The organism is Nostocoides veronense, from assembly GCF_039531185.1.
GTDB lineage: Bacteria > Actinomycetota > Actinomycetes > Actinomycetales > Dermatophilaceae > Nostocoides_A > Nostocoides_A veronense.
On sequence record NZ_BAAAPO010000021.1, the window covers coordinates 19321 to 38925 of the forward strand.

Below are 19605 nucleotides of genomic sequence, written 5' to 3' on the forward strand. Positions count from 1 at the left end.
CAATTACGCTCCAGATCGACAATTCGTGTGCAAGGACGAGTAGAGGTCCGCTGTCAGTTGCCACACATCTTCTCGGCGAAAATGGTGACTCACCCGTTCTCGAGCCCGGAGACCTAGCCGGTCCCTCAAACTTGGGTTAGAGAGGACCCGCTCGATCGCATCTGCCAGGGCTCGAGGATCGCTCGGACGTACGAGAAGACCGGTGACTCCGTCAACGACGGCGTCGCGACACCCGGTGACGTCGGAAGCCACGGTCGGCGTGCCGTGCACAGCAGCCTCTAAGACGACGTTGGGAAAGCCTTCGCGCAGAGTGGGCAGGGCTAGCAGGTCCATGGCGCCGTAGTGCGTAGAGGGGTCGGGAATCTCCCCGATGTATACGACGCGCTTCCGGACTGAAGGGGGCAGTGCTGACAACTGTTGGTCCAGAAACCCTGGTTGGTCCTCAGGTCCGATGAGGAGCGCTTGCCACCGTGGTGAATCCGAAGAGAAGTGGAGGGCCTCCAGCAGCGTTGTGATGCCTTTGTCTGGGTGCATGCGTCCAACGAAGCCCACTGTCCGGGCCGGAGGGAGACCAAGGCGCTGGCGAGCCTCCTTGGCTGTCTCCTCGTGAGCCTCTCGGGGCACGGTGACCCCGTTGGAAGAACCGTGACCTACCACGATGACCTTATTGGCAGGGGCCAACCCCGCGGCCACAAACTCGTCGCGCAGGCTGAAACTCACGGCCTGCACGTGCGTCGACGCCCAGACAGTTAGGCGCTCAATGAGTGCGAGGATCTGACGTCTACGCCCGGTCTCGGTGGACAGTCGGAGACCCCGCAACATATATACCCGCAAGGGCACACGAAGTAGGGCGGCTGCCACCATCCCAAGCAGCCCAGCCTTGGGCGTTCCGGCGACGACTAGATCGGGACGCAGGCGGCTGAGAAGCCAGACCCAACGAACGAAGCTCACGAGGTCGATCATGGGGGAGGGCTCGCGACGCATATGGACCTCGTGCACCGTACAGCCGGCGATTATCTGATCACTTGGCGGATTCGAGCAGACCACGTGCACGTCCCACCCGGACCGCGCGAGGTACTCCGGGAAACCTGCGAGGAGGCGCAAGGACTGCGTAGAGGTGACAGCAAGCAGAATGCGGCGGGTGCGGCGAGGACTCACCGGGCTGGCACCCCCTTCGCTGTCACACCAGATGTGACATCTCGAGTGACGACGGCACCTGCACCGATCGTCACGTCCTCGCCCACAGTGATCTGTTGCAGTACCGTGCTCGAGGCTCCGAGGAGGGTAAGAGGCCCCACGACACACTCTCCGGAGACGGTGGCATTGGGGTTGACACTCACATGGTTGAGCAGACGAGTGTCGTGACCGACGACGGCGTGGGCGTTGAGGTGGACGTGCGCGCCGATCTCGACGTTCGTGCCGATTGAGACGCCACCGAGGACAATCAGCCCCTCGCCATGCTGGAAGCGGGTGCCGACCACAGCCGAAGGGTGGATGAGGGCAGGGTAGCGGTGACCGCCTCCGGCTAGCTCGTCAACGATCGCTCGTCGGGCTCGCGGTCGTCCGACGGCCACGGCCACTGCAACGGCGCGGGGGATGTCTGCGATCCCACCCAAGTGCGGCACCCCGCGCCTGGCTAACCTCTCAAGGTTGGCGGGTGAGGGGGAGTCGTCGACGACGCCGAGTACCGACCACTTCTCCTGCGCCTGGTTGAGCGCCATTACAAGATCGAGAGTTTCGCGACCAAATCCGCCGGCGCCGACGATGACGAGGTCCTCCATCAAGCCGAGTCCCCCGTGAATTCGGGCATCGTCGCTTCGCCCTCCGCCGAGATCCCTTCCCTGCGCAGGACCTGCACGGCGGTACGCAGGATGATCTTCAGGTCGAGGAGAACACTGTGGTTGTCGACATACTTGAGGTCTTGGCGGAACTTCGACTCCCACGAGATCGCATTGCGTCCGCTGACCTGGGCCAACCCCGTCAAGCCCGGCTTCACCTCGTGTCGGCGGGCCTGCTCGGGGGAGTACCGCCCCAGGTATTGCATGAGCAGCGGCCTCGGCCCCACGACGGACATGTCTCCTCGGACGATGTTCCACAGGGTGGGCAGCTCGTCGAGGCTGGTGCTCCGCAGGAATGAGCCGAGACCCGTCATCCGGTCCGCGTCGGTGACGAGGCCACGCTTGGGGTCGAGTTGGAGCATCGTGCGGAACTTCAGCATCTCGAAGGGCTCACCGTGCAGGCCAGGACGCGTCTGGCGGAAGAGCACAGGGCGGCCCATCGTCATGCGGATCGCCGCCGCCGTCACGGCTTGGACGGGAAGAGAAAGGAGGAGCGCTGGAATCGTCAGGACGAGATCCAGCAGGCGCTTGCCGCGGTAGCTCACTCGAGCACCCCCATTAAGGTCTCGACGACCCGGTCGACCTCGGCGTCGGTCAGACCCGCACCGGAGGGCAGCGTGAGGCCCGAGGTGAAGAGGCCCTCGCTCACCGCGCCGCCGAAGGTCCTGGCACCGGAGTACACGGGCTGCAGGTGCATCGGCTTCCAGAGGTGGCGCGCCTCGATCTGCTGCGCATCCATCGCTGCGACGATGCGGTCCGCGGGGGTGGTTTCGAGGCTCGGCCGCGGGCGGCCTCGCACCTCAACCAGCGCGGGGTCGAATACCAGGGTCGTGAGCCAGCAGTTGTCCGTGCGGTCCGGATCGTCGTCGAAGAGGAAGCGCACCCCCTCGAGCGATCCCAGGGTCTCGGCGTACCGGGCGCGGATCTCTCGGCGACGGGCGATCATCTCGTCGAGCCGGCTCAGCTGACCGCGACCCAGGGCCGCGAGGATGTTGGAGAGCCGGTAGTTGTACCCCACCTCGGTGTGCTCGTACCACGGCACCGGCTCCCGGGCCTGCGTGGAGAGCTTGCGGGCGTGCGAGATCAGCTCCTCGTCGTCGCTGAGCAGCATGCCCCCGCCGGAGGTCGTCATGATCTTGTTGCCGTTGAAGGACAGGGCCGCCGCGGCTCCGAAGGACCCAGCCCCACGTCCTGCGTAGGCCGCGCCGAGCGCCTCTGCGGCGTCCTCGAGGAGGGGGATGCCCAGCTCGGCCAACCCGGGCTCGAGGACGTCGTAGTCGCAGGCCCGCCCGAAGAGATCCACCGGGACGGCCGCGACGACCTCCACCCCTTCGCCCCGCAGCGTGCAGGCTGCCTCGAGCATGAGCTCGGCATTAACGTTGCCGTCGCTCGCCCGCGAGTCGACAAAGACGGGCTCCGCGCCGCAGTAGGCGATGGCATTAGCCGTCGCTGCGAAGGTCATCGTCGAGCAGAGGACGGCGGTGCCGGGCCGAGCGCCGAGGTGGAGTAGCGCGAGGTGCAGCGCCGCCGTGCCGGAGGAGAGTGCCAGCGCGTGCTTGACCCCGACCCGCTCCACGACCTCGGCCTCGAAGGCATCGACATGCGGTCCCAGGGGGGCGATCCAGCTTGAGCGCAGGGCGTCGAGGACGAAGCGTTCCTCGACCTCGGTGACCTCGGCCTTCGACAGGTAGATGCGCTCGTTCATCGAGAGACCTCGACATCGAGGAAGGCATCGGTGGCATCTGCACCGGGGACTGCCGCCTGGCGCATCCACTCGGCTGATACCTCGGGGGAGGGGTGCGCGGTCGAGTCGATGATCGAGGGAGCGAGCCGAGGCACGTCGACGCTCGAGACGAGCTCATGGCCGGTGCCCTTGATCGACTCGCCGGGGGTGAAGAGCTCCTCCGACATCTTCTCGCCCGGCCGGAGGCCGGTGTAGGCGATCTCGACGTCCTTGCGGCCCGACATGCTGATGAGGGTCTTCGCGACGTCGTCGATCTTCACCGGGTTGCCCATCTCCAGCACCATGACCTCGCCATCGCGCCCGATGGCTGCTGACTGCAGGACGAGCTGGCAGGCCTCCGGGATGAGCATGAAGTATCGCTCGACGTCGGGGTGGGTCACCGTCACCGGACCGCCCTGCTCGATCTGCGCGGTGAAGGCCGTGATGACCGACCCGCGGGAGCCGAGGACGTTGCCGAAGCGGACGCTGACGTAAGTGTGCTCGTCAAGATCGGCGAAGGAGGCTGTGAGCCGCTCGGTGATCCGCTCGCTGTAGCCGAGGGCGCAGGTCGGGTTGGCCGCCTTGTCCGTCGAGACGTTGACGAGCGTCTCGACACCGACAGCCTGAGCAGCCCGGAGCACGTCGAGCGTGCCGAGGACGTTGGTCTTCCACGCCTCCATCGGGTACTGCTCGAGGAGCGGCAGGTGCTTGAGCGATGGCCGCATTGACGACACGTCCGCCCTCGACCACGAGGACGGCGTTTGCGACCGCCTCCCGTTCTGCGCGGGAAAGACCCGGCACGGATAGGGGAATCCAGGCCTGTTCACGCGCGAGCACCTTCGTGGGGGGTCGGCACTCCTTCGATAGCGGCAAGGTGCATATAGCTCTTAGCGGCCTGGGCGTCGGCAAAGGTGCGACCGTCCACCTGAGCGTGAGGCAGATCGGGCACGTCGACATAGTTGACCAAAGGGTGCGTGGAGCGCTCGACGGCTTCGACTGGCGCAAATAGTTCCTCCGACATCTTCTCGCCGAGGCGAAGCCCGGTGAAGACGATGTCGATATCGCGTCGGCCGGAGAGTTCGATGAGGGTCTTGGCGACGTCGATGATCTTCATCGGTTCACCCATATCGAGGACCATGACGCGACCGTCGGCGCCGATGGCCGCAGCCTGCAGGACCAGCTGGCAGGCCTCCGGGATGAGCATGAAGTAGCGCTCGACGTCGGGGTGGGTCACCGTCACCGGGCCGCCCTGCTCGATCTGCTGAGTGAACGCAGTGATCACCGAGCCGCGCGAGCCGAGGACGTTGCCGAAGCGGACACTGACATAGCGTCCGCCGCCCTGCGTCGCCTCGTGGGCGGTGAGCCGCTCGGTCAGGCGCTTGCTGTAGCCCAGGACGGACGAGGGGTTCGCCGCTTTGTCGGTCGAGATATTGACGAAAACCTCGACACCCGCTGCCCGGGCGGCCTTGAGCACGTTGAGCGTGCCGACGACATTGGTCTTCCACGCCTCCATCGGATACTGCTCGAGGAGGGGGAGGTGCTTGAGGGCCGCCGCGTGGAAGACGACATCCGGGCGGGTGAGCTCGAAGACCTCTTGCATCCGCTCGGCGTCCCGGATGTCGGCGAGCACGACGGTGTCGTCGTCGAGCAGGCCCTGGCCGGTCAGCGACACCTGGGTGCCGTGCAGGCCCGACTCGTCCCGGTCGAGCATGAAGAGCTTGGCCGGACCGAACTTGGCGATCTGCCGGCACAGCTCCGAGCCGATCGATCCGCCGGCGCCGGTGACGAGGATGCGGTGACCGCGGATCGAGCCGGCGATCGCCTCGAGGTCGAGCTCGACCGGGCGCCGGCCGAGGAGGTCGCGCACGTCGAGGCTGCGCAGGTCCGACGCCTTGGGGCCACCAAGCATCTCGCTCGCCGGCGGCAGCACGAGCACCTCGAGCTCCGCCTCGTCGGCGCGCCGGCGCAGGTCGTTGAGCATGTCGGAGTGGGCGCTCGGCACGGCGATGGCGAGCACCTCGGCCTCGGTCCGCGCGGCGACGGCGACCAGGTCGTTGCGATTGCCGAGGATGCGCACCCCGTCGATGCGCAGCCGGCGCTTGCGGGGGTCGTCGTCGAGCACGGCGACCGGGACAAGCCCGGCGCTGGGGTCCCGCACCAGGGCGCGCACCAGTTGCCGTCCGCCCTCGCCCGCCCCGAAGATCAGGGTGCGCCGACCCTCGGAGGTCTTCGCCACCCCGGCTCGAGTGCGCACCGCGCGCAGCACGAATCGGGCGCCGAACATGGCTAGAACGGAAAGCGCGCCACCGGTGACGGGCAGGCTGCGGGGCCCGAGATCCACCGGCGCGGCGAGCACGAGGAAGAAGAGTGGCACCATCCACAGAAGGGCCGTCTCGGCGATATCGAGGATCTCCTCATAGGACCCGCGGACGTGGCCGACGGCATAGGGCCCCCAGAGCGTGCCGATGAGCAGGTGCGCGGCGACAGCCAGAATGAGGCAGTTGGTGACCGGGCGGCTGAAGGACTGACCGAGGTCGAGATCGAAGCGCAGGGTCGCCGCGACGTAGAAGCACACGACGATGGCGAGCGCATCGACCACACACCACAGACAGCGCCGCACGCCGTCCACCGTATGCCTAGCCATCAGACGTCCGCCGTCCTCGAAATGGGGGACGCCGCGCCGCCGGACGGGCACTGCCGCCCGGAGACGGCGGCGCGTAGCGTGAAGGGCATGGCATCAGATGGCCCCACGGGGGACGACGAGGGGCTCGTGCTCTTCGTTTGCGAAGGAAATGTCGCGCGCTCCGCCTTCGCCGAGGCCGTCATGGCCTCGCGGCTCTCCGGTTTGGGTGTGGCGGTCGCGAGCGCGGGCACGCGAGCCGTGGTCGACGCCGACCTCGACCCGTTGGCGCGGACTGCGGCGGAGCGGCTGGTGGGGGAGGTGGCGCCCTTCCGCGCCCGCCAGCTCGTCACGGAGTTGATCGAGCCGGCCGGCGTGGTTTTGTGCGCCACCCGCGCGCAGCGCGACGAGGTCGCCCGGCTCAGCCCACGCGCGATGTCGCGCACCTTTGCGTTGCGCGACTTCGGGACGCTCCTGGCGCACTGGGACGGGCATACGGTCAGCGGGGACGTGGACGCACCGCTCGTCACGCTGCTTGTGCGTGTCGCGGCTGCCGAACGCGGGCTGGTGCCGTGGATGAGCGCCGACGCGGTCGATGTGGCCGATCCATACGGCCGCGGGGCGTCCGCATTCGACAGGATGCGCGAACAGATGCTGCCGAGCCTGCAGCAGATCGAGGACGTGCTCATCGCGCTGCGGGGCTTGAGGGGTTCACATCAGGGAGCTCGGCGGGCGCCACGGCCGTAGCCCCGCTCGCCAAATCGCCCTGCCACAGCTCCAGGTCGGCTTCGGATCGGGGCGAGCGACTGGTCGACTTCCGCGTGCGGGTGCCGTCGGGGGAGTAGTCATAGCGGTAATAGCCGTAGCGGTTGGACTCGTTACGCGGCACCCGGTTGATCACGATGCCGAGCACATTGGCGTTGACTGTTTCCATTGAGGCGAGAGCCCGCTGCAGCATCGCGTCGTGCGCGACCCCGGCACCAACGACCACGATTGCGCCGTCGACGATGGTGGCGATGATTGCGCTGTCGGTGACGGGCAGCAACGGTGGGGAGTCGATGATGACATAGTCAAAGCGCTCCTCGAGCTGCTGCACGAGGCTGCGCATGGCCTGGGATCCGAGCAACTCGGAGGGGTTGGGCGGTGTGGCGCCGGAGCCGAGCACGGTCAGGCCGCGCTGGAAGGGCTGCAGCACGTCGTCGAGATCGGCGCGCTGGATGAGCACGTCGGTCAGGCCCACGGCACCGCTCATGCCGAGATATTCGAGGAGCTTGGGGCGGCGCAGGTCGCCCTCGATGAGGCAGACGCTCGAGCCGGCGTCGGCCAGGGCGATGGCGAGATTGGCCGCGGTGGTGGTCTTGCCCTCGCCAGGCACCGAGGAGGTGACGCTCAGTGATTTGGGGTGATCCGTGGCGTCCACGAACTGCAGGTTGGTGCGCAGCCCGCGGAAGGCCTCCGAGCGCACCGATTTCGAGCTGGACTTGAGCACGAGCGGCGACTTCTGGGCCGTCGAGTCGAAGGGGATGCCGCCGAGGATGGTCTTGTCGGTGACCTCCTTGACATCGTCCTCGCTCTTGATCGTGGTGTCGAGCATGTCGCGCAAAACGGCCAGGCCGAGGCCGGCGAGCAGGCCGAGCACCGCGGCGAGGGCGAGATTGCGGACCGGGCGCGGGCTGACCGGCATTTGCGACTCGGTCGCGGGCTTGACGACGGTTACCTTGACGGGGCTGGCCTTGTTGCCCTCGACCTGCTCGAGTTCGTCGACGGTCTTGGGGAATTCCTCGCCGATGGCTTGGGCCACGGCTGCCGCCTCCGATGGGCTATATCCCGTGACGCGCACATCGATGAGCACGGTGTCGGCGGGCACGCTCGCGGTCACTCGCCGGGCCAGGCTCGCCGAGGTCTCGTCGACTCCGGTGTTGTCGATGACCGGGCCGAGCACCTTGGGGGTGGAGATCAGTTGGGAATAGGACTTCACCCGCTGCTGGGTGAAGGTGCTGCCCTGGAGCAGGGCGCCGCTGTCTTCCGATCCGGCGGTCGAGACGAAGAATTGCACACTGGACTGATAGGTGCGGGTCGTGAAGGCCGTCAGCAGGGTCGCGATGACCAGGACGGTGACGAGGGCAGCGGCGATGATTGGCCACCGCTTGCGCACGATCCGCAGATAGTCCTGCAATTCCATCGGTGGCGTCGGCTCCGCTCTGGTCGGTGGCACACACGGCCTCTGAGAGCGGGCAGGACGCCTCGAGGAGGCATGCGCCGGTGGGCACGTCCTGCGAGAGCGACGCATTGCGGCGCCTGGGCGTCACCGGTCAGGCGATCCCGTGGCGCGGCATGACAGAGGTCCTCACGGCCGGGTGGCTGGGGGATTCGACCTTAACTCACAGTAAGCTCAATTGTCAGGTCCTCCCCCATGGGGGACATAACAGAGCGTTATAAACCCAGGTCAGCGACCGCGGCGAGCACCTGCTCGGCGAGCTCGGGGCGGCATACGATCAGGTCGGGGAGCAGCACGTTCTCCTGGTTGTAGACCAGGGGGGAGCCGTCCACGCGGCTGGTGAACAGGCCCGCGGTGGCGGCCACGATCACGGGCGCGGCGGAGTCCCATTCGTACTGGCCGCCGGCGTGCACATAGGCATCGGCGCTGCCGTCCAGGACCGACATCGCCTTGACCCCCGCCGACCCCATCGGCACGAGCTCGGCATCAAGGGCCGCGACCAGAGCGGGCAGCCAGGCCGGCGGGCGAGACCGGCTCACCGCGAGGCGGATCTTGCCGCCGGTCGAGGCGGGGATCGAGTCCGGCTCGGCGGTGGAGTGCACGACACCGCGCGCCGGGATGGCGACCGCGCCGGCGACCAACGAACCCGCCTCCCAAAGCGCCACATGCACCGCCCAGTCGTCGCGCGGCCGCTCGGAGAATTCACGCGTTCCGTCGAGGGGGTCCACGATCCACACGCGTTCGGCGCTGAGCCGGGCGCGGTCGTCGGCGCCCTCCTCCGACAGCACGGCGTCCCCAGGGCGCGCGGTGGCCAGGGCAGCCATCAGATACTCGTGCGAGCCGAGGTCGCCGGCACTCTTGAGTTGCGCGGGCTCGCCGTCGGCGGGGAAGTCGCCTCGGATGCCGAGCAGCACCTCACCCGCCTCCCGGGCCAGGTCGGCGGCGAGTTGATGGTCGGTTCGGGGGTCGGTCACGTCTGCTTGCCTGCTCTCGTATGCGGTGACTGTCCCGGCCGGTCGGGGCCGGTTGGATATGGTCCCGGTCAACTCCCGGGATCCGTCGGTGGTGCGCCCACCGTTTCGTGATGCTGGAGTCCCTGGCGCCGACCGAGCGGCACATGGAGGAAGGCCCGCCGGCCGTGGGCGTGCTTGATCAAACCCCAGGCGACCGGGCCGAGGATGAGCATGGCGGCACCGATGATGCCGACCCACACCGGGGGCACCTTGAGCAGCCCGAGGCCGGTCAAGGTGAGCACGATCGCGATCCCGCGCCGCAGGATCGACTGCGAGATGTGCGCGGCCAAGCGGGCGCCGAGGAAGGTGCCTGGGCTGCCGCCGATGATAAGAGGCAGCAGGATCGACCAGTCCATGCCAGTGACGAGCACGTGCGAGATGGCGGCGGACAGCACGAGCGGGATGGCCTGCACGAGGTCGGTGCCGACGAGGCGGCGAGCCGACAAGGTGGGATAGAGCAGCAGCAGGCTGATCATGATGAGCGACCCCGAGCCGACGCTCGTCAACCCGACCAGCAGGCCACCGATGGCGCCGACAATGAGGGTGGGGATCGGCTTGACGGCCGGGTCGGGCCGGTTCTCGTCGGTGTAGTCCCCGCGCCGCATCTCCAAATAGATGCGGAAGGTGAAGGTCGACGCGGTCAGCAGCAGCGCGAAACCGATGGCCTTCTTCAAGAAGGCCTGTTGATCTTCTGGCTCACCGACGGCCGCGATGATCCAGGCGCCGGCAAAGGCCATCGGCACCGATCCGAGGATCAACCATTTCGCGAGCTTGAGGTTGGGGGAGCCGTGCTTGTAGTGCACCGCGGCGCCGACGCTCTTGTTGACCGCGGCAGCCACCAGGTCGTTGGCCACGGCGGCGGTCGGCGGGATCCCGAGGAAGATCAGGGCGGGTGTCATCAGCGCGCCGCCGCCCATGCCGGTCAGGCCGACGACGATCCCGATGAGGAAGGCGACCGCCAACAGGCCAGGGGTATCCGGCGTGATCAGATCGCCCATTCGACAGTCTCCTCCACGTGCATGTGCCCTCGGCGGCGAAGCAGTTCGAGCACCTGCTGGACTGCGGCGTCGATCGTAAGGCCTGTGGTGTCGATCGCGATATCGGCGTCCGTCGGCTCCTCATACGGGCTGGAGATGCCGGTGAACTCCGGGATCTCGCCGCGGCGCGCCTTGGCATACAAACCCTTGCGGTCGCGGCGCTCGCACTCGGCGAGCGGGGTAGCGATGTGCACGAGCAGGAAGTCCCCGCCGGCCTCGGTGACCATATGACGCACGGCCTCGCGGGTCGCGGCGAAGGGCGCGATGGGGGAGCAGATCGCGATACCGCCGTGCCGGGAGATCTCGGCGCCCACCCAGCCGATCCGGCGGATATTGGTCTCCCGGTCGGCCGCGGAGAAGCTCAGGCCGGCGGAGAGGTGGCGGCGCACCAGGTCGCCGTCGAGCAGCGTCACGCCGCGCGTTCCGTCCTCCACAATGGCGTCGCGCACACTGCGCGCGATCGTCGACTTGCCGGATCCGGACAGACCGGTGAAGAACAACACGAGTCCGTGCCGGTGCTCGCCGGTATGCCGTGGGGGCAGGTTGATCACCTCCCCGCTGGTGTATGCCGCGAGCACCGCCTCCCGCTTTGCCCGCGAGGTGCGGCGATCCAGCGGGATCGCGATGACATCGCCGCGCCCCATCCGGGCGGTGGCGGCCAGGGCCGAGCGGATCAGGGCGACACCGGTGGAGTGGGCGGCCAGGGTCGGTCCGGCGAGCACCAGAAAGCACAGGGGGCGATGACCTGCCGTGGCGGCGATCTCGAGCAGGTCCTCGGTGCTCAAGGGCCGGTCCACGACGACGGCGACCAGGTCGGGAGCGCTCACGGAGCCGGGCGCGAGATAGAAGCGCTCGAAGGTGCGCGGCGAGGGCTTGCCGATCCAGGTCGGTGCGCCCGCGAGCACCAGGCCGCCGCACTCGCAATCGCGGCCGGTGGCCTCGAAGCGCACCAATGGCACACCCTCGGGGTCGACGATCTCCACCCCACCGGCGGCGCGGGCGGTGGCGGCGATCTCGGCGGGGACGTGCACCTCAAGCGCGCCGTCCGGGCGCACGTCGTGCTGCGGAGCGAAGGCGCCGACACGCAACAGTTCGAGGTCATCAAGGATGTCCGGGGCGGGACAGAACTGCGGAAGGCTGGGAGAGGCCGAGGTCACTTGCCTAATTGTGCCATCGCCTCGGCGGTGCCCCTTCCGTCCGCACTGGCCAAGGGGGGAGCCCGTTCACGGTGCGGGCGAGCGCCAGGGTCGCTCAGCCGGCGCCGGGCGCTGCGTGCGCCGCGAAGATCGAGGGGGCGGTCAAGCCGGCGGCGGCGAACGCCTCGGTCACCGCGGCCTGCACCGGCCCGGCCACTGCCTCGGGCACCAGGGCGATCGCCGAGCCGCCGAAGCCGCCACCGGTCATCCGGGCACCGAGGGCGCCCTGATCCTGGGCGACCGAACACGCCAGGTCCAATTCGAGGCACGAGACCTCGAAGTCGTCGCGCAGGGAGGCGTGGCTGGCCGCGAAGAGCCGCCCGACACCCTCCCAGTCCCGGGCCGTCATGGCCGCGGCGCACTCCTGCACCCGCTCGATCTCCGTCACCACATGGCGCACCCGACGCACCACCACCTCGGGCGGCTCCGGTCCGTCGCCGGCGAGGAGGCCGACCAGATCGGCGAGAACCGCGTCCAGCCGGGCGGGATCGACCTCGCGCAGGCTCGGCAACCCCAAGGCGGCGGCGGCCCGCTCGCAGGAGGCGCGCCGGGCGCCATACTGCCCATCGACGAGCGCGTGGTGGGCGCGCGTGTCGATGACCAGCAGGACCAGCCCGTCACGCTCGATCTCGAAGGGCACCAGGCGCGTGGCGCCATCGCGGCAGTCCAGCAGCAGGGCCTGCCCGGCCCGCGCCAGCAGCGATGCCGCCTGATCCATCCCACCCGTCGGCGCCAGGGCGATCTCGTTCTCGGCGCGCCGGCAGAGCACGGCCAAGTGGGCCCGATCCGTGTCATCGGCCAGCAGGTCGAGGTCATAAAGCCCGGACAGCGCGGCGCCCGTCGCGCACTCGATTGCCGCCGAACTCGACAATCCGGCACCCAGCGGCACCTGGCCGTCGATCAACACATCGGCGCCGCCGATGTCGAAGCCGTCCGCCCGCAGCGCCCAGGCCACGCCCGCGACATACGAAGCCCACCCCTGGGGGACCCCTGGGGCGATCTGGGGTATGGCGATCTCCACCAAATCCCCGGTCTGCAGGCTTGCCACGCGCAGGCGGTCATCGGTGCGGCGGGCGGCGAGGGCATAGGTGCGCTGGGGCAGGCCGATCGGCAACGCGAGCCCGCTGTTGTAGTCGGTGTGCTCGCCGATGAGGTTGACCCGGCCCGGGGCCGACCACGACCCCTGCGGCTCCCGGCCGAAGCGCGCCACGAAGGCCTCACGATGCTGCATCCCCGGAGTCTATTGACCGATCCTTATCCGTTTGGGCTGCCCCGGCGCCGGCTGACACAATCGGCCCATGCCCGCAACCCCTGAGGCCCCCGCGCGCCCGCAACGCATCTTTTCCGCCATGCAGCCGACGTCCGACTCGCTGCACCTCGGCAACTATCTCGGGGCGTTGGTCAACTGGGTCGCTTTGCAGGAGCGGTATGACGCGTTCTATGGCGTCGTCGACCTGCATGCCCTGACGGTTGCCACCGACCCGGCCGTGCTGCGGGAGCGGACCCGGCGCACGGCGGCGCAATATCTCGCGGCCGGGGTGGACCCCCAGCGCTCGACGCTGATGGTGCAGTCCTTGGTTCCCGAGCACACCGAACTGGCGTGGATCTTGGCCTGCCACACCGGTTTTGGTGAGGCCTCGCGGATGACGCAGTTCAAGGACAAGGTCGCCAAGGGGCAGAGCGCCAATGTCGGGCTGTTCACCTATCCGATCCTCATGGCCGCCGACATCCTGCTCTATGACGCCGACCTGGTTCCGGTGGGCGAGGACCAGCGCCAACACCTGGAGTTGACCCGCGACCTCGCGGAGCGCTTCAACGGCCGCTTCGCCGGCACCTTCGTGGTCCCGGACGCCTTCATCGTCAAGGAGAGCGCCCGGATCATGGATCTGCAGGAGCCGACCTCGAAGATGTCCAAGAGCACCTCGGCCGATCTCGGTCTGATCGATCTGCTCGATGACCCCAAGCGCACCGCCAAGAAGATCAAGTCGGCCGTGACCGATGCCGAGCGTGAGATCCGCTTCGACCCCGAGGCCAAGCCCGGGGTCTCGAACCTGCTCGCCATCCACTCGGTGCTCTCCGGGACCCCGGTCGCCGAGCTGGAAGGCCACTTCGCGGGCAAGGGGTATGGCGACCTGAAGGGCGAGGTGGCGCAGGTCGTCGTGGCGGCGATCGAACCCTTCCAGACGCGGATGGCCGAGTTGATGTCCGACCCGGCCGAACTCGACCGCATCCTCGCCGAGGGTTCGGCCAAGGCGCGCGAGGTCGCGGCGGGCGTGCTCGGGCGGGTGCGCGATGCGCTCGGCCTGCTCCCGCGCTGACCTCACGTTTCCGCCCGGCTCATCCCGCGAGTAACCTCCTGCCTCATGCTCACGATCGGGATCTCCATCGAGGTGCCCGAGCCCTATGGCGGCTACCTGCAGGACGCCCGGGAAGCCTTCGGGGATCCCTTGGCCCGCGCCATACCGGCGCACATCACCCTCCTGCCGCCGACGGTCATCGATCCGGCGGACGCGGCGCCGGTCGCCGGGCACCTGGCCGAGGTCGCGACGGCATACGCGCCCTTCGATGTGATCCTCTCGGGGACCGGCACCTTCCGGCCGGTCTCCCCGGTCGCCTTCGTGGCGCTGGCGAGCGGTGCCGAGCAGTGCGCGGCGCTGGAGAGCGCGGTGCGTGCGGGTCCGCTCGCGCGCGAACTCGACTTCCCCTATCACCCTCATGTGACCATCGCTCATCACCTCGACGATGCCGCGCTCACCCGCGCGCAAGCCCAGCTGGCGAATTTCCGCGCCGCCTTTCGGGTTTCGGCGCTCCATCTCTATCACCATGGTGACGACGAGATCTGGCGCCCGGTGCAGGCCTTCGACCTGACCGGGGTCTGAGCAACGAGCGGGAGGATGGCGATGGGTGGCATCAAGGCGCGGTGGGGACGCTTCCAGGCCACTCCGGTGTGGCGGGCCTGGAAGCGGTATGGCGATGCGCGCGGCAATCTACTGGCCGGCGGCGTGACCTATTTCGCCTTCTTCTCACTCTTTCCCGCCATTGCCCTCGGCTTCACGATCTTCGGCCTGGTCTTGCAGGGGCAGCCGGACCTGCTGGCCAAGGTGGAGGACGCCATCGACAAGCAGCTGCCCGGTTTCGTGCAGACCGCGGACAATCCCGACGGGCTCATCCCGCTGGCCATCCCCAGCGGGAGCACGCTCAGCCTCACGGCCTTGATCGGTGTCGTCGGTCTGCTGTGGGCCGGCTTGGGCTGGTTGGATGCGCTGCGAGGCGGCATTCGGGCGATCTTCGGTGTCCCGGGGCAGCCCGGCAATATCGCGATGAACAAGCTGCGGGATCTGCTCGTGCTGGCCACCTTGGGGGTCGGTGTCGTCCTGTCGGCCGTGATCAATGCGGCGACCAGTGCCATCGCTCAACAACTGGCTGATCTTGTGGGCCTCGGGGGGCAGGCCTGGCTGATCAGCGGGGTCGGTCTGGTGGTGTCCTTCCTGGCCAATGCCCTGCTGGTGGCGTTGATGCTGCGGGTGCTCTCGGGCGTCGACCTGCCGTGGCCGGGGTTGCGCAATGGCGCCCTCTTCGGCGGCATCGCCTTGACGCTTCTGCAGACCTTCGGCACCCGCCTGATCGCCGGAACGATGGGCAACAAACTCTTTGCCTCCATTGCCCTGGTCGTCGGGCTGCTGGCCTTCTTGAACTTCATCGCTCGCGCCATGCTCTTGTCGGCGGCGTGGGCGGCCAACGACATCGACGATCTGGCCGGCGCCCAGGCCGCGGTCAGCGAGGGCGAGTCCGCCAAGCTGGCTGAAGGCCCGCCCACCCGTGCCGAGGCCGCCCGCGAATGGACAGCTCGCTCGCCCTCGCTGCTCCCCGTCGACCCGGGGGCCCGCGCTGCCCTCGGCTTGCCGACGCTCGACCAGCGGGCTGCCGACAAGGTCTCGGTGGCCTCTGGCGCAGTGCTGGGCGCCGCCGCGACGGCCGCCGTTGGCGCCGTTCTCGGCGCCGCCCGCTCCCTGCGCCGCCGCTGACGACCGGGCCCGAGCGAGCGGGCGCCGCGCCCCAGCGGGTGCTGAGCCGAGCGGGCTTCGTGAGTGCGAGCGGGGTTTGTGTCGAGCCGAGCGGGTCTTGTGAGTGCGAGCGGGGCTATATCCCCGCTCCCGTTCAGAAGGGCCGCTCCGCTGGGAGTGGGCCGAGGGGGACTCAGGGTGGGCGGCCGGGCCCAACCCCGGTGGCGCTAGCCTTCGCGGGGTGAGCGAGCCGCTGTCCCGATTCCATGCCGTCATACCTGCCGGAGGGGCAGGCACCCGGCTCTGGCCACTGTCGCGCGCCGGCGCGCCCAAGTTCCTGCACGACCTGACCGGCAGCGGGCGCACGCTGATCCGAGAAACCGTCGAGCGCGTCGAGCCGCTGGCTGGTGACCGAATCCTCGTCGTCACGGGCGCTCGCCACGCCGAGGCGATCCGCGATCAGCTTCCGGCGCTGGGACCGGACCAGATGCTCATCGAGCCCTCGCCCCGCGACTCGATGGCAGCGATCGGCTGGGCCGCAGCGGTGCTGGAGGCGCGTGACCCCGACGCGATTCTCGGTTCTTTCGCCGCAGACCATGTGATCCAAGACCGGCCCGCTTTTGAGCGCTCCATCGCCGAAGCCATCGATCTCGCGGACACCGGTCGCCTCGTCACCATCGGCATCACCCCCACCTATCCCGCGACCGGGTTCGGCTATATCCAGTCCGGACGCCCCGTCGCCGGCGCCCGTACCGCGCTCCACGTTCGACAGTTCGTCGAGAAACCGAGCGCCACCCAGGCCGCGGCATACCTCGCCACCGGCGAATTTCGGTGGAACGCTGGGATGTTTGTGGTGCGCGCCGGCCGGCTGCTGGACTTGCTGGCGCTGCGGCACCCACACTTCGCGGCCGACTTGCGTCGACTGGCCCGGATCAGGCCTGGGGATGACTTCGCGGCGATCTGGGACGGCCTGCCGAAGATCGCTATCGACCACGCCGTCGCCGAGCCGGCGGCCGATGATGGTGAGGTGCTCGTGGTGCCTGGCGCCTTCGGGTGGGACGACATTGGCGACTTCACCTCCCTCGCGGCGATCCTCCCCGCGCCCGCGTCAGGCCCGCGGGTCCTCGGGGATCCAGCCCAGGTGACGGCCATCGACTCCACGGGGCTGGTCGCTCCCGGGTCGGGCCGGGCCGTGGCGCTACTCGGCGTGCAGGACATCGTCGTCATCGATACGGAGGATGCCCTTTTGGTGACGACCGCCGCTCGCGCCCAGGAGGTCAAGGCCCTCGTCGACGCGCTGCGTGAGCGCGGCCGAACCGATCTCCTCTGAGCTCACCTCGCCGAGCCACCGGGACCCGCGCTAGCCCACCGGTGGCGGCGGTATGCCGGCCGGGCGAGTAACCTTGGAGGTCGTCATGGAATCCCCCTCCTTCGCCGCGCTGCGCGGTGCCATTGCCACGCGCCAGGCCGACCTGGTCACCATCCGTCGCGACCTGCATCGCCACCCCGAACTGAGCTGGCAGGAGGAGCGCACCACCGCCGTCATCTGCGAGCGGCTCGCTGAGGCGGGCATCACCCACCGTCGGCTGTCGACCTCCGGCGTGGTCGCGGATATCGGGCCAGCCGACGCCGAGCGTCGGGTCCTGCTGCGTGCCGATATCGACGCACTCCCGGTGCGGGAGCGCACCGGCTTGGACTGGGCCTCCGTGAGCCCCGGCGTCGCGCATGCCTGCGGTCACGACGTGCACACCACAGCCCTCCTGGGCGCTGCCTTCGCCCTCAACCAGCAGACCAACGCCCTCGCCGATGCCGGCGCCGCCGTGCGCATGGTCTTCCAGCCTGCCGAAGAGTCCATCCCCGGCGGTGCCGAGCTCGCGATTGCCGAAGGCGCCTTGGAAGAGGTGCACGCGGCATACGCCCTGCACTGCGACCCCAGCCTCGATGTCGGCAAGGTCGGGTTGCGCGAAGGCGCGGTCACCGCAGCTGCGGACCGGATCGAGGTCAAACTCACCGGCCGGGGCGGGCATACCTCGCGGCCCCACCTGACGGAGGATCTAACCTTCGCCCTCGCGAAGATCGTCACCGAAGTGCCCGCGCTGCTCTCGCGCCGGGTGGACCCGCGCGCCGGCGCCCTGATCGTGTGGGGCCAGATGCATGCGGGGGCCGCGGGCAATGTCATCCCGTCTTCCGGCAGCGCCACCGGGACTTTGCGGGTCCTCGACGCCGAGGTATGGGCTGATCTCGGCCCGCTCGTCAAGGAGCTCATCGAGTCGGTGGCCCGCCCCTATGGCGTCGGGGTCGATGTGACCTATACGCCGGGAGTGCCGCCCGTGGTCAATTCCATGCTCGGCATCACCGACTTGCGCACCGCGGCGACCAATCTCGGTCTGGAGCCGGTCCCGACACGCCAGTCCATGGGCGGGGAGGACTTCGCCTGGTTCCTCCACCACGCGCCGGGCGCGATGGCGCGGCTCGGGACGCGGGCGGTGGGCGGGCGGACATACGACCTGCACCAAGGCGACCTGATTGTTGACGAGGCCGCCATCGGGGCCGGGGCGATGCTGCTGGCCGGCGCCGCCCTGGCGGCCATCGGTCGCGGCTGACGTCCCGACTTCGTAACGGTTGCTCGCCGCGACCCTACGGCGTGTTCAGCAGAGCGCGACCGTGCGGCTATCCTCTGCCCAGCGGGCGCGATCGCGCCCCAATCTTTGAGAAAAAGAGGAGAACACCTTGCGTCAGTTGATGAAGGTGGCCGTGGCCGTTTCGGCCAGCACCCTGGCGCTCGCCGCCTGCGGGTCCGGCACGAGCAAGGAGACCAGCACCACGACTGCTGGCTCGGGGACCACGAGCTCGACGTCTGAGTCGTCCAGCACCAGCGAAGCCCCCAAGAGTGATGTCAAGGTCGGTCTGGCCTTCGACGTGGGTGGCCGAGGTGACCAGTCGTTCAACGACGCCGCTGCTGCCGGCATGGACAAGGCCAAGGCCGAATTCGGGCTCGAGACCACCGACGCCACCGCCGTCAATGGCGAGAACGAGGCGGCCCGTGAGGAGCGCCTCAACCAGCTGGTCGACGCTGGCTACACCAACATCATCGCCGTCGGATTCGCCTATGCCGCCTCCGTCGGCAAGGTCGCGAAGGAGAACCCCGATGTTCACTTCGCCATCATTGACGACGCCTCCGACGCCTCCAAGGGTGACAACGTCGCCCAGCTGACCTTCGCCGAGCAGGAGGGCTCCTTCCTCGTCGGTGCGGCGGCCGCGCTGACCAGCAAGACGGGCCACATCGGCTTCGTCGGCGGTGTCAATGTGCCGCTGATCGTGAAGTTCGAGGCGGGCTATGACGCCGGCGCCAAGGCGGTCAACCCCGACATCAAGATCGACTCCACCTACCTCACCCAGCCGCCGGACTTCAGCGGCTTCGGTGACCCGGCGAAGGGCAAGACCGCGGCCGAGGGCATGTACCAAGGTGGCGCAGACATCGTCTACCACGCGGCCGGCGGCTCCGGCGCTGGTGTCTTCACTGCCGCCAAGGCGGCCAAGGGTTGGGCCATCGGCGTTGACTCCGACCAGGCCAAGACGGCCGAAGAGGGCGTGCGGGATGTCATCTTGACCTCCATGCTCAAGAAGGTCGATGTCGCCGTCTATGACTACCTCGCCAAGGCGGTCAAGGGCGAAAACGCGGCTGGCAATGTCATCTATGACCTGAAGGTCGACGGCGTGGGCTACTCCACGACCGGCGACAAGATGTCGGCCGATGTCATCGCAAAGCTCGAGGACTACAAGGCCAAGATCGTCTCTGGCGAGATCAAGGTGCCCGACACCAAGTGAGTTCCGGACCAATCCCCGGCTGGTCGTTGATCAGCCGGGGATTGGTGCGTTACGGGGCGGTGACGACTTGATCGTGCCTACTGTGCCCAGCACCATCAGCAGGGTAGGTTTCATCCGTCGCCGCGGCT

17 protein-coding genes and 1 pseudogene are annotated in these 19605 nt (G+C 68.5%); 7 read left to right on the top strand and 11 right to left on the bottom strand.

What is annotated here, in order from left to right; translation table 11 throughout:
* Positions 1-3: 3 nt before the first annotated feature.
* From ABD225_RS18680 to ABD225_RS06000, 6 genes and pseudogenes are all read right to left on the bottom strand, one after another.
* Positions 4-1158 (bottom strand): glycosyltransferase family 4 protein, encoded by a 1155-nt coding sequence (locus ABD225_RS18680; protein WP_425564350.1) that lies wholly within the window; start codon positions 1156-1158, stop codon positions 4-6.
* Complete coding sequence (locus tag ABD225_RS05980) at positions 1155-1781, bottom strand: NeuD/PglB/VioB family sugar acetyltransferase (RefSeq protein ID WP_344082477.1); 627 nt, start codon at positions 1779-1781, stop codon at positions 1155-1157. The genes ABD225_RS18680 and ABD225_RS05980 overlap by 4 nt, the downstream gene beginning before the upstream one ends.
* Complete coding sequence (locus ABD225_RS05985) at positions 1781-2383, bottom strand: sugar transferase (RefSeq protein WP_344082479.1); 603 nt, start codon at positions 2381-2383, stop codon at positions 1781-1783. The genes ABD225_RS05980 and ABD225_RS05985 overlap by 1 nt, the downstream gene beginning before the upstream one ends.
* Entirely contained in the window at positions 2380-3543 is a 1164-nt protein-coding gene (locus tag ABD225_RS05990) for a DegT/DnrJ/EryC1/StrS family aminotransferase (RefSeq protein WP_344082481.1), read from the bottom strand. Before ABD225_RS05990 ends, ABD225_RS05985 begins: the two co-directional genes overlap by 4 nt.
* Positions 3540-4277, bottom strand: a pseudogene (locus ABD225_RS05995) (polysaccharide biosynthesis protein); the annotation flags it as partial. The pseudogene ABD225_RS05995 and the gene ABD225_RS05990, both read right to left, overlap by 4 nt.
* 107 nt (positions 4278-4384) lie before the next feature.
* Positions 4385-6181: a polysaccharide biosynthesis protein gene (locus ABD225_RS06000; RefSeq protein ID WP_344082483.1), complete on the bottom strand. Its 1797-nt coding sequence runs from the start codon at positions 6179-6181 to the stop codon at positions 4385-4387.
* A 111-nt stretch (positions 6182-6292) separates the two neighbouring features.
* Here ABD225_RS06000 and ABD225_RS06005 point away from each other — a divergent pair, with 111 nt between their 5' ends.
* Positions 6293-6928 carry an arsenate reductase/protein-tyrosine-phosphatase family protein gene (locus ABD225_RS06005; protein WP_344082485.1) on the top strand — a complete coding sequence of 212 codons (636 nt, stop codon included), beginning with the start codon at positions 6293-6295 and terminating at the stop codon, positions 6926-6928.
* Here ABD225_RS06005 and ABD225_RS06010 read toward each other — a convergent pair.
* The 5 genes from ABD225_RS06010 to galK form a co-directional block, all read right to left on the bottom strand.
* On the bottom strand, positions 6867-8396 hold the full coding sequence (locus ABD225_RS06010) for a tyrosine-protein kinase domain-containing protein (protein ID WP_344082487.1): 1530 nt from the start codon (positions 8394-8396) through the stop codon (positions 6867-6869). The genes ABD225_RS06005 and ABD225_RS06010 overlap by 62 nt on opposite strands.
* Positions 8397-8614: 218 nt before the next feature.
* Complete coding sequence (locus ABD225_RS06015) at positions 8615-9373, bottom strand: 3'(2'),5'-bisphosphate nucleotidase CysQ (protein WP_344082489.1); 759 nt, start codon at positions 9371-9373, stop codon at positions 8615-8617.
* 68 nt (positions 9374-9441) lie between these two features.
* Positions 9442-10410, bottom strand: a complete 969-nt coding sequence (locus tag ABD225_RS06020) for a sulfite exporter TauE/SafE family protein (RefSeq protein ID WP_344082491.1) — start codon at positions 10408-10410, stop codon at positions 9442-9444.
* Positions 10398-11606 (bottom strand): adenylyl-sulfate kinase, encoded by a 1209-nt coding sequence (cysC, locus tag ABD225_RS06025; protein ID WP_344082493.1) that lies wholly within the window; start codon positions 11604-11606, stop codon positions 10398-10400. The genes ABD225_RS06020 and cysC overlap by 13 nt, the downstream gene beginning before the upstream one ends.
* 94 nt (positions 11607-11700) lie before the next feature.
* Complete coding sequence (gene galK, locus ABD225_RS06030) at positions 11701-12876, bottom strand: galactokinase (protein ID WP_344082495.1); 1176 nt, start codon at positions 12874-12876, stop codon at positions 11701-11703.
* A gap of 67 nt (positions 12877-12943) precedes the next feature.
* Here galK and trpS point away from each other — a divergent pair, with 67 nt between their 5' ends.
* The 6 genes from trpS to ABD225_RS06060 all read left to right on the top strand — a co-directional run bounded on the left by trpS (position 12944) and on the right by ABD225_RS06060 (position 19477).
* Positions 12944-13963: a tryptophan--tRNA ligase gene (trpS, locus tag ABD225_RS06035; RefSeq protein ID WP_344082497.1), complete on the top strand. Its 1020-nt coding sequence runs from the start codon at positions 12944-12946 to the stop codon at positions 13961-13963.
* 45 nt (positions 13964-14008) lie between these two features.
* A complete protein-coding gene (locus tag ABD225_RS06040; RefSeq protein ID WP_344082499.1) occupies positions 14009-14524 on the top strand; it encodes a 2'-5' RNA ligase family protein in 516 nt (171 codons plus the stop codon).
* A gap of 21 nt (positions 14525-14545) precedes the next feature.
* On the top strand, positions 14546-15670 hold the full coding sequence (locus ABD225_RS06045) for a YihY/virulence factor BrkB family protein (RefSeq protein ID WP_344082501.1): 1125 nt from the start codon (positions 14546-14548) through the stop codon (positions 15668-15670).
* Between the two features lie 220 nt (positions 15671-15890).
* A complete protein-coding gene (locus ABD225_RS06050) occupies positions 15891-16979 on the top strand; it encodes a mannose-1-phosphate guanylyltransferase (RefSeq protein WP_344082503.1) in 1089 nt (362 codons plus the stop codon).
* Between the two features lie 85 nt (positions 16980-17064).
* On the top strand, positions 17065-18252 hold the full coding sequence (locus ABD225_RS06055; RefSeq protein WP_344082505.1) for an amidohydrolase: 1188 nt from the start codon (positions 17065-17067) through the stop codon (positions 18250-18252).
* 127 nt (positions 18253-18379) lie between these two features.
* Positions 18380-19477, top strand: coding sequence for a BMP family lipoprotein (locus tag ABD225_RS06060; protein WP_344082507.1), 1098 nt, complete (start codon positions 18380-18382; stop codon positions 19475-19477).
* Positions 19478-19605 lie beyond the last annotated feature (128 nt).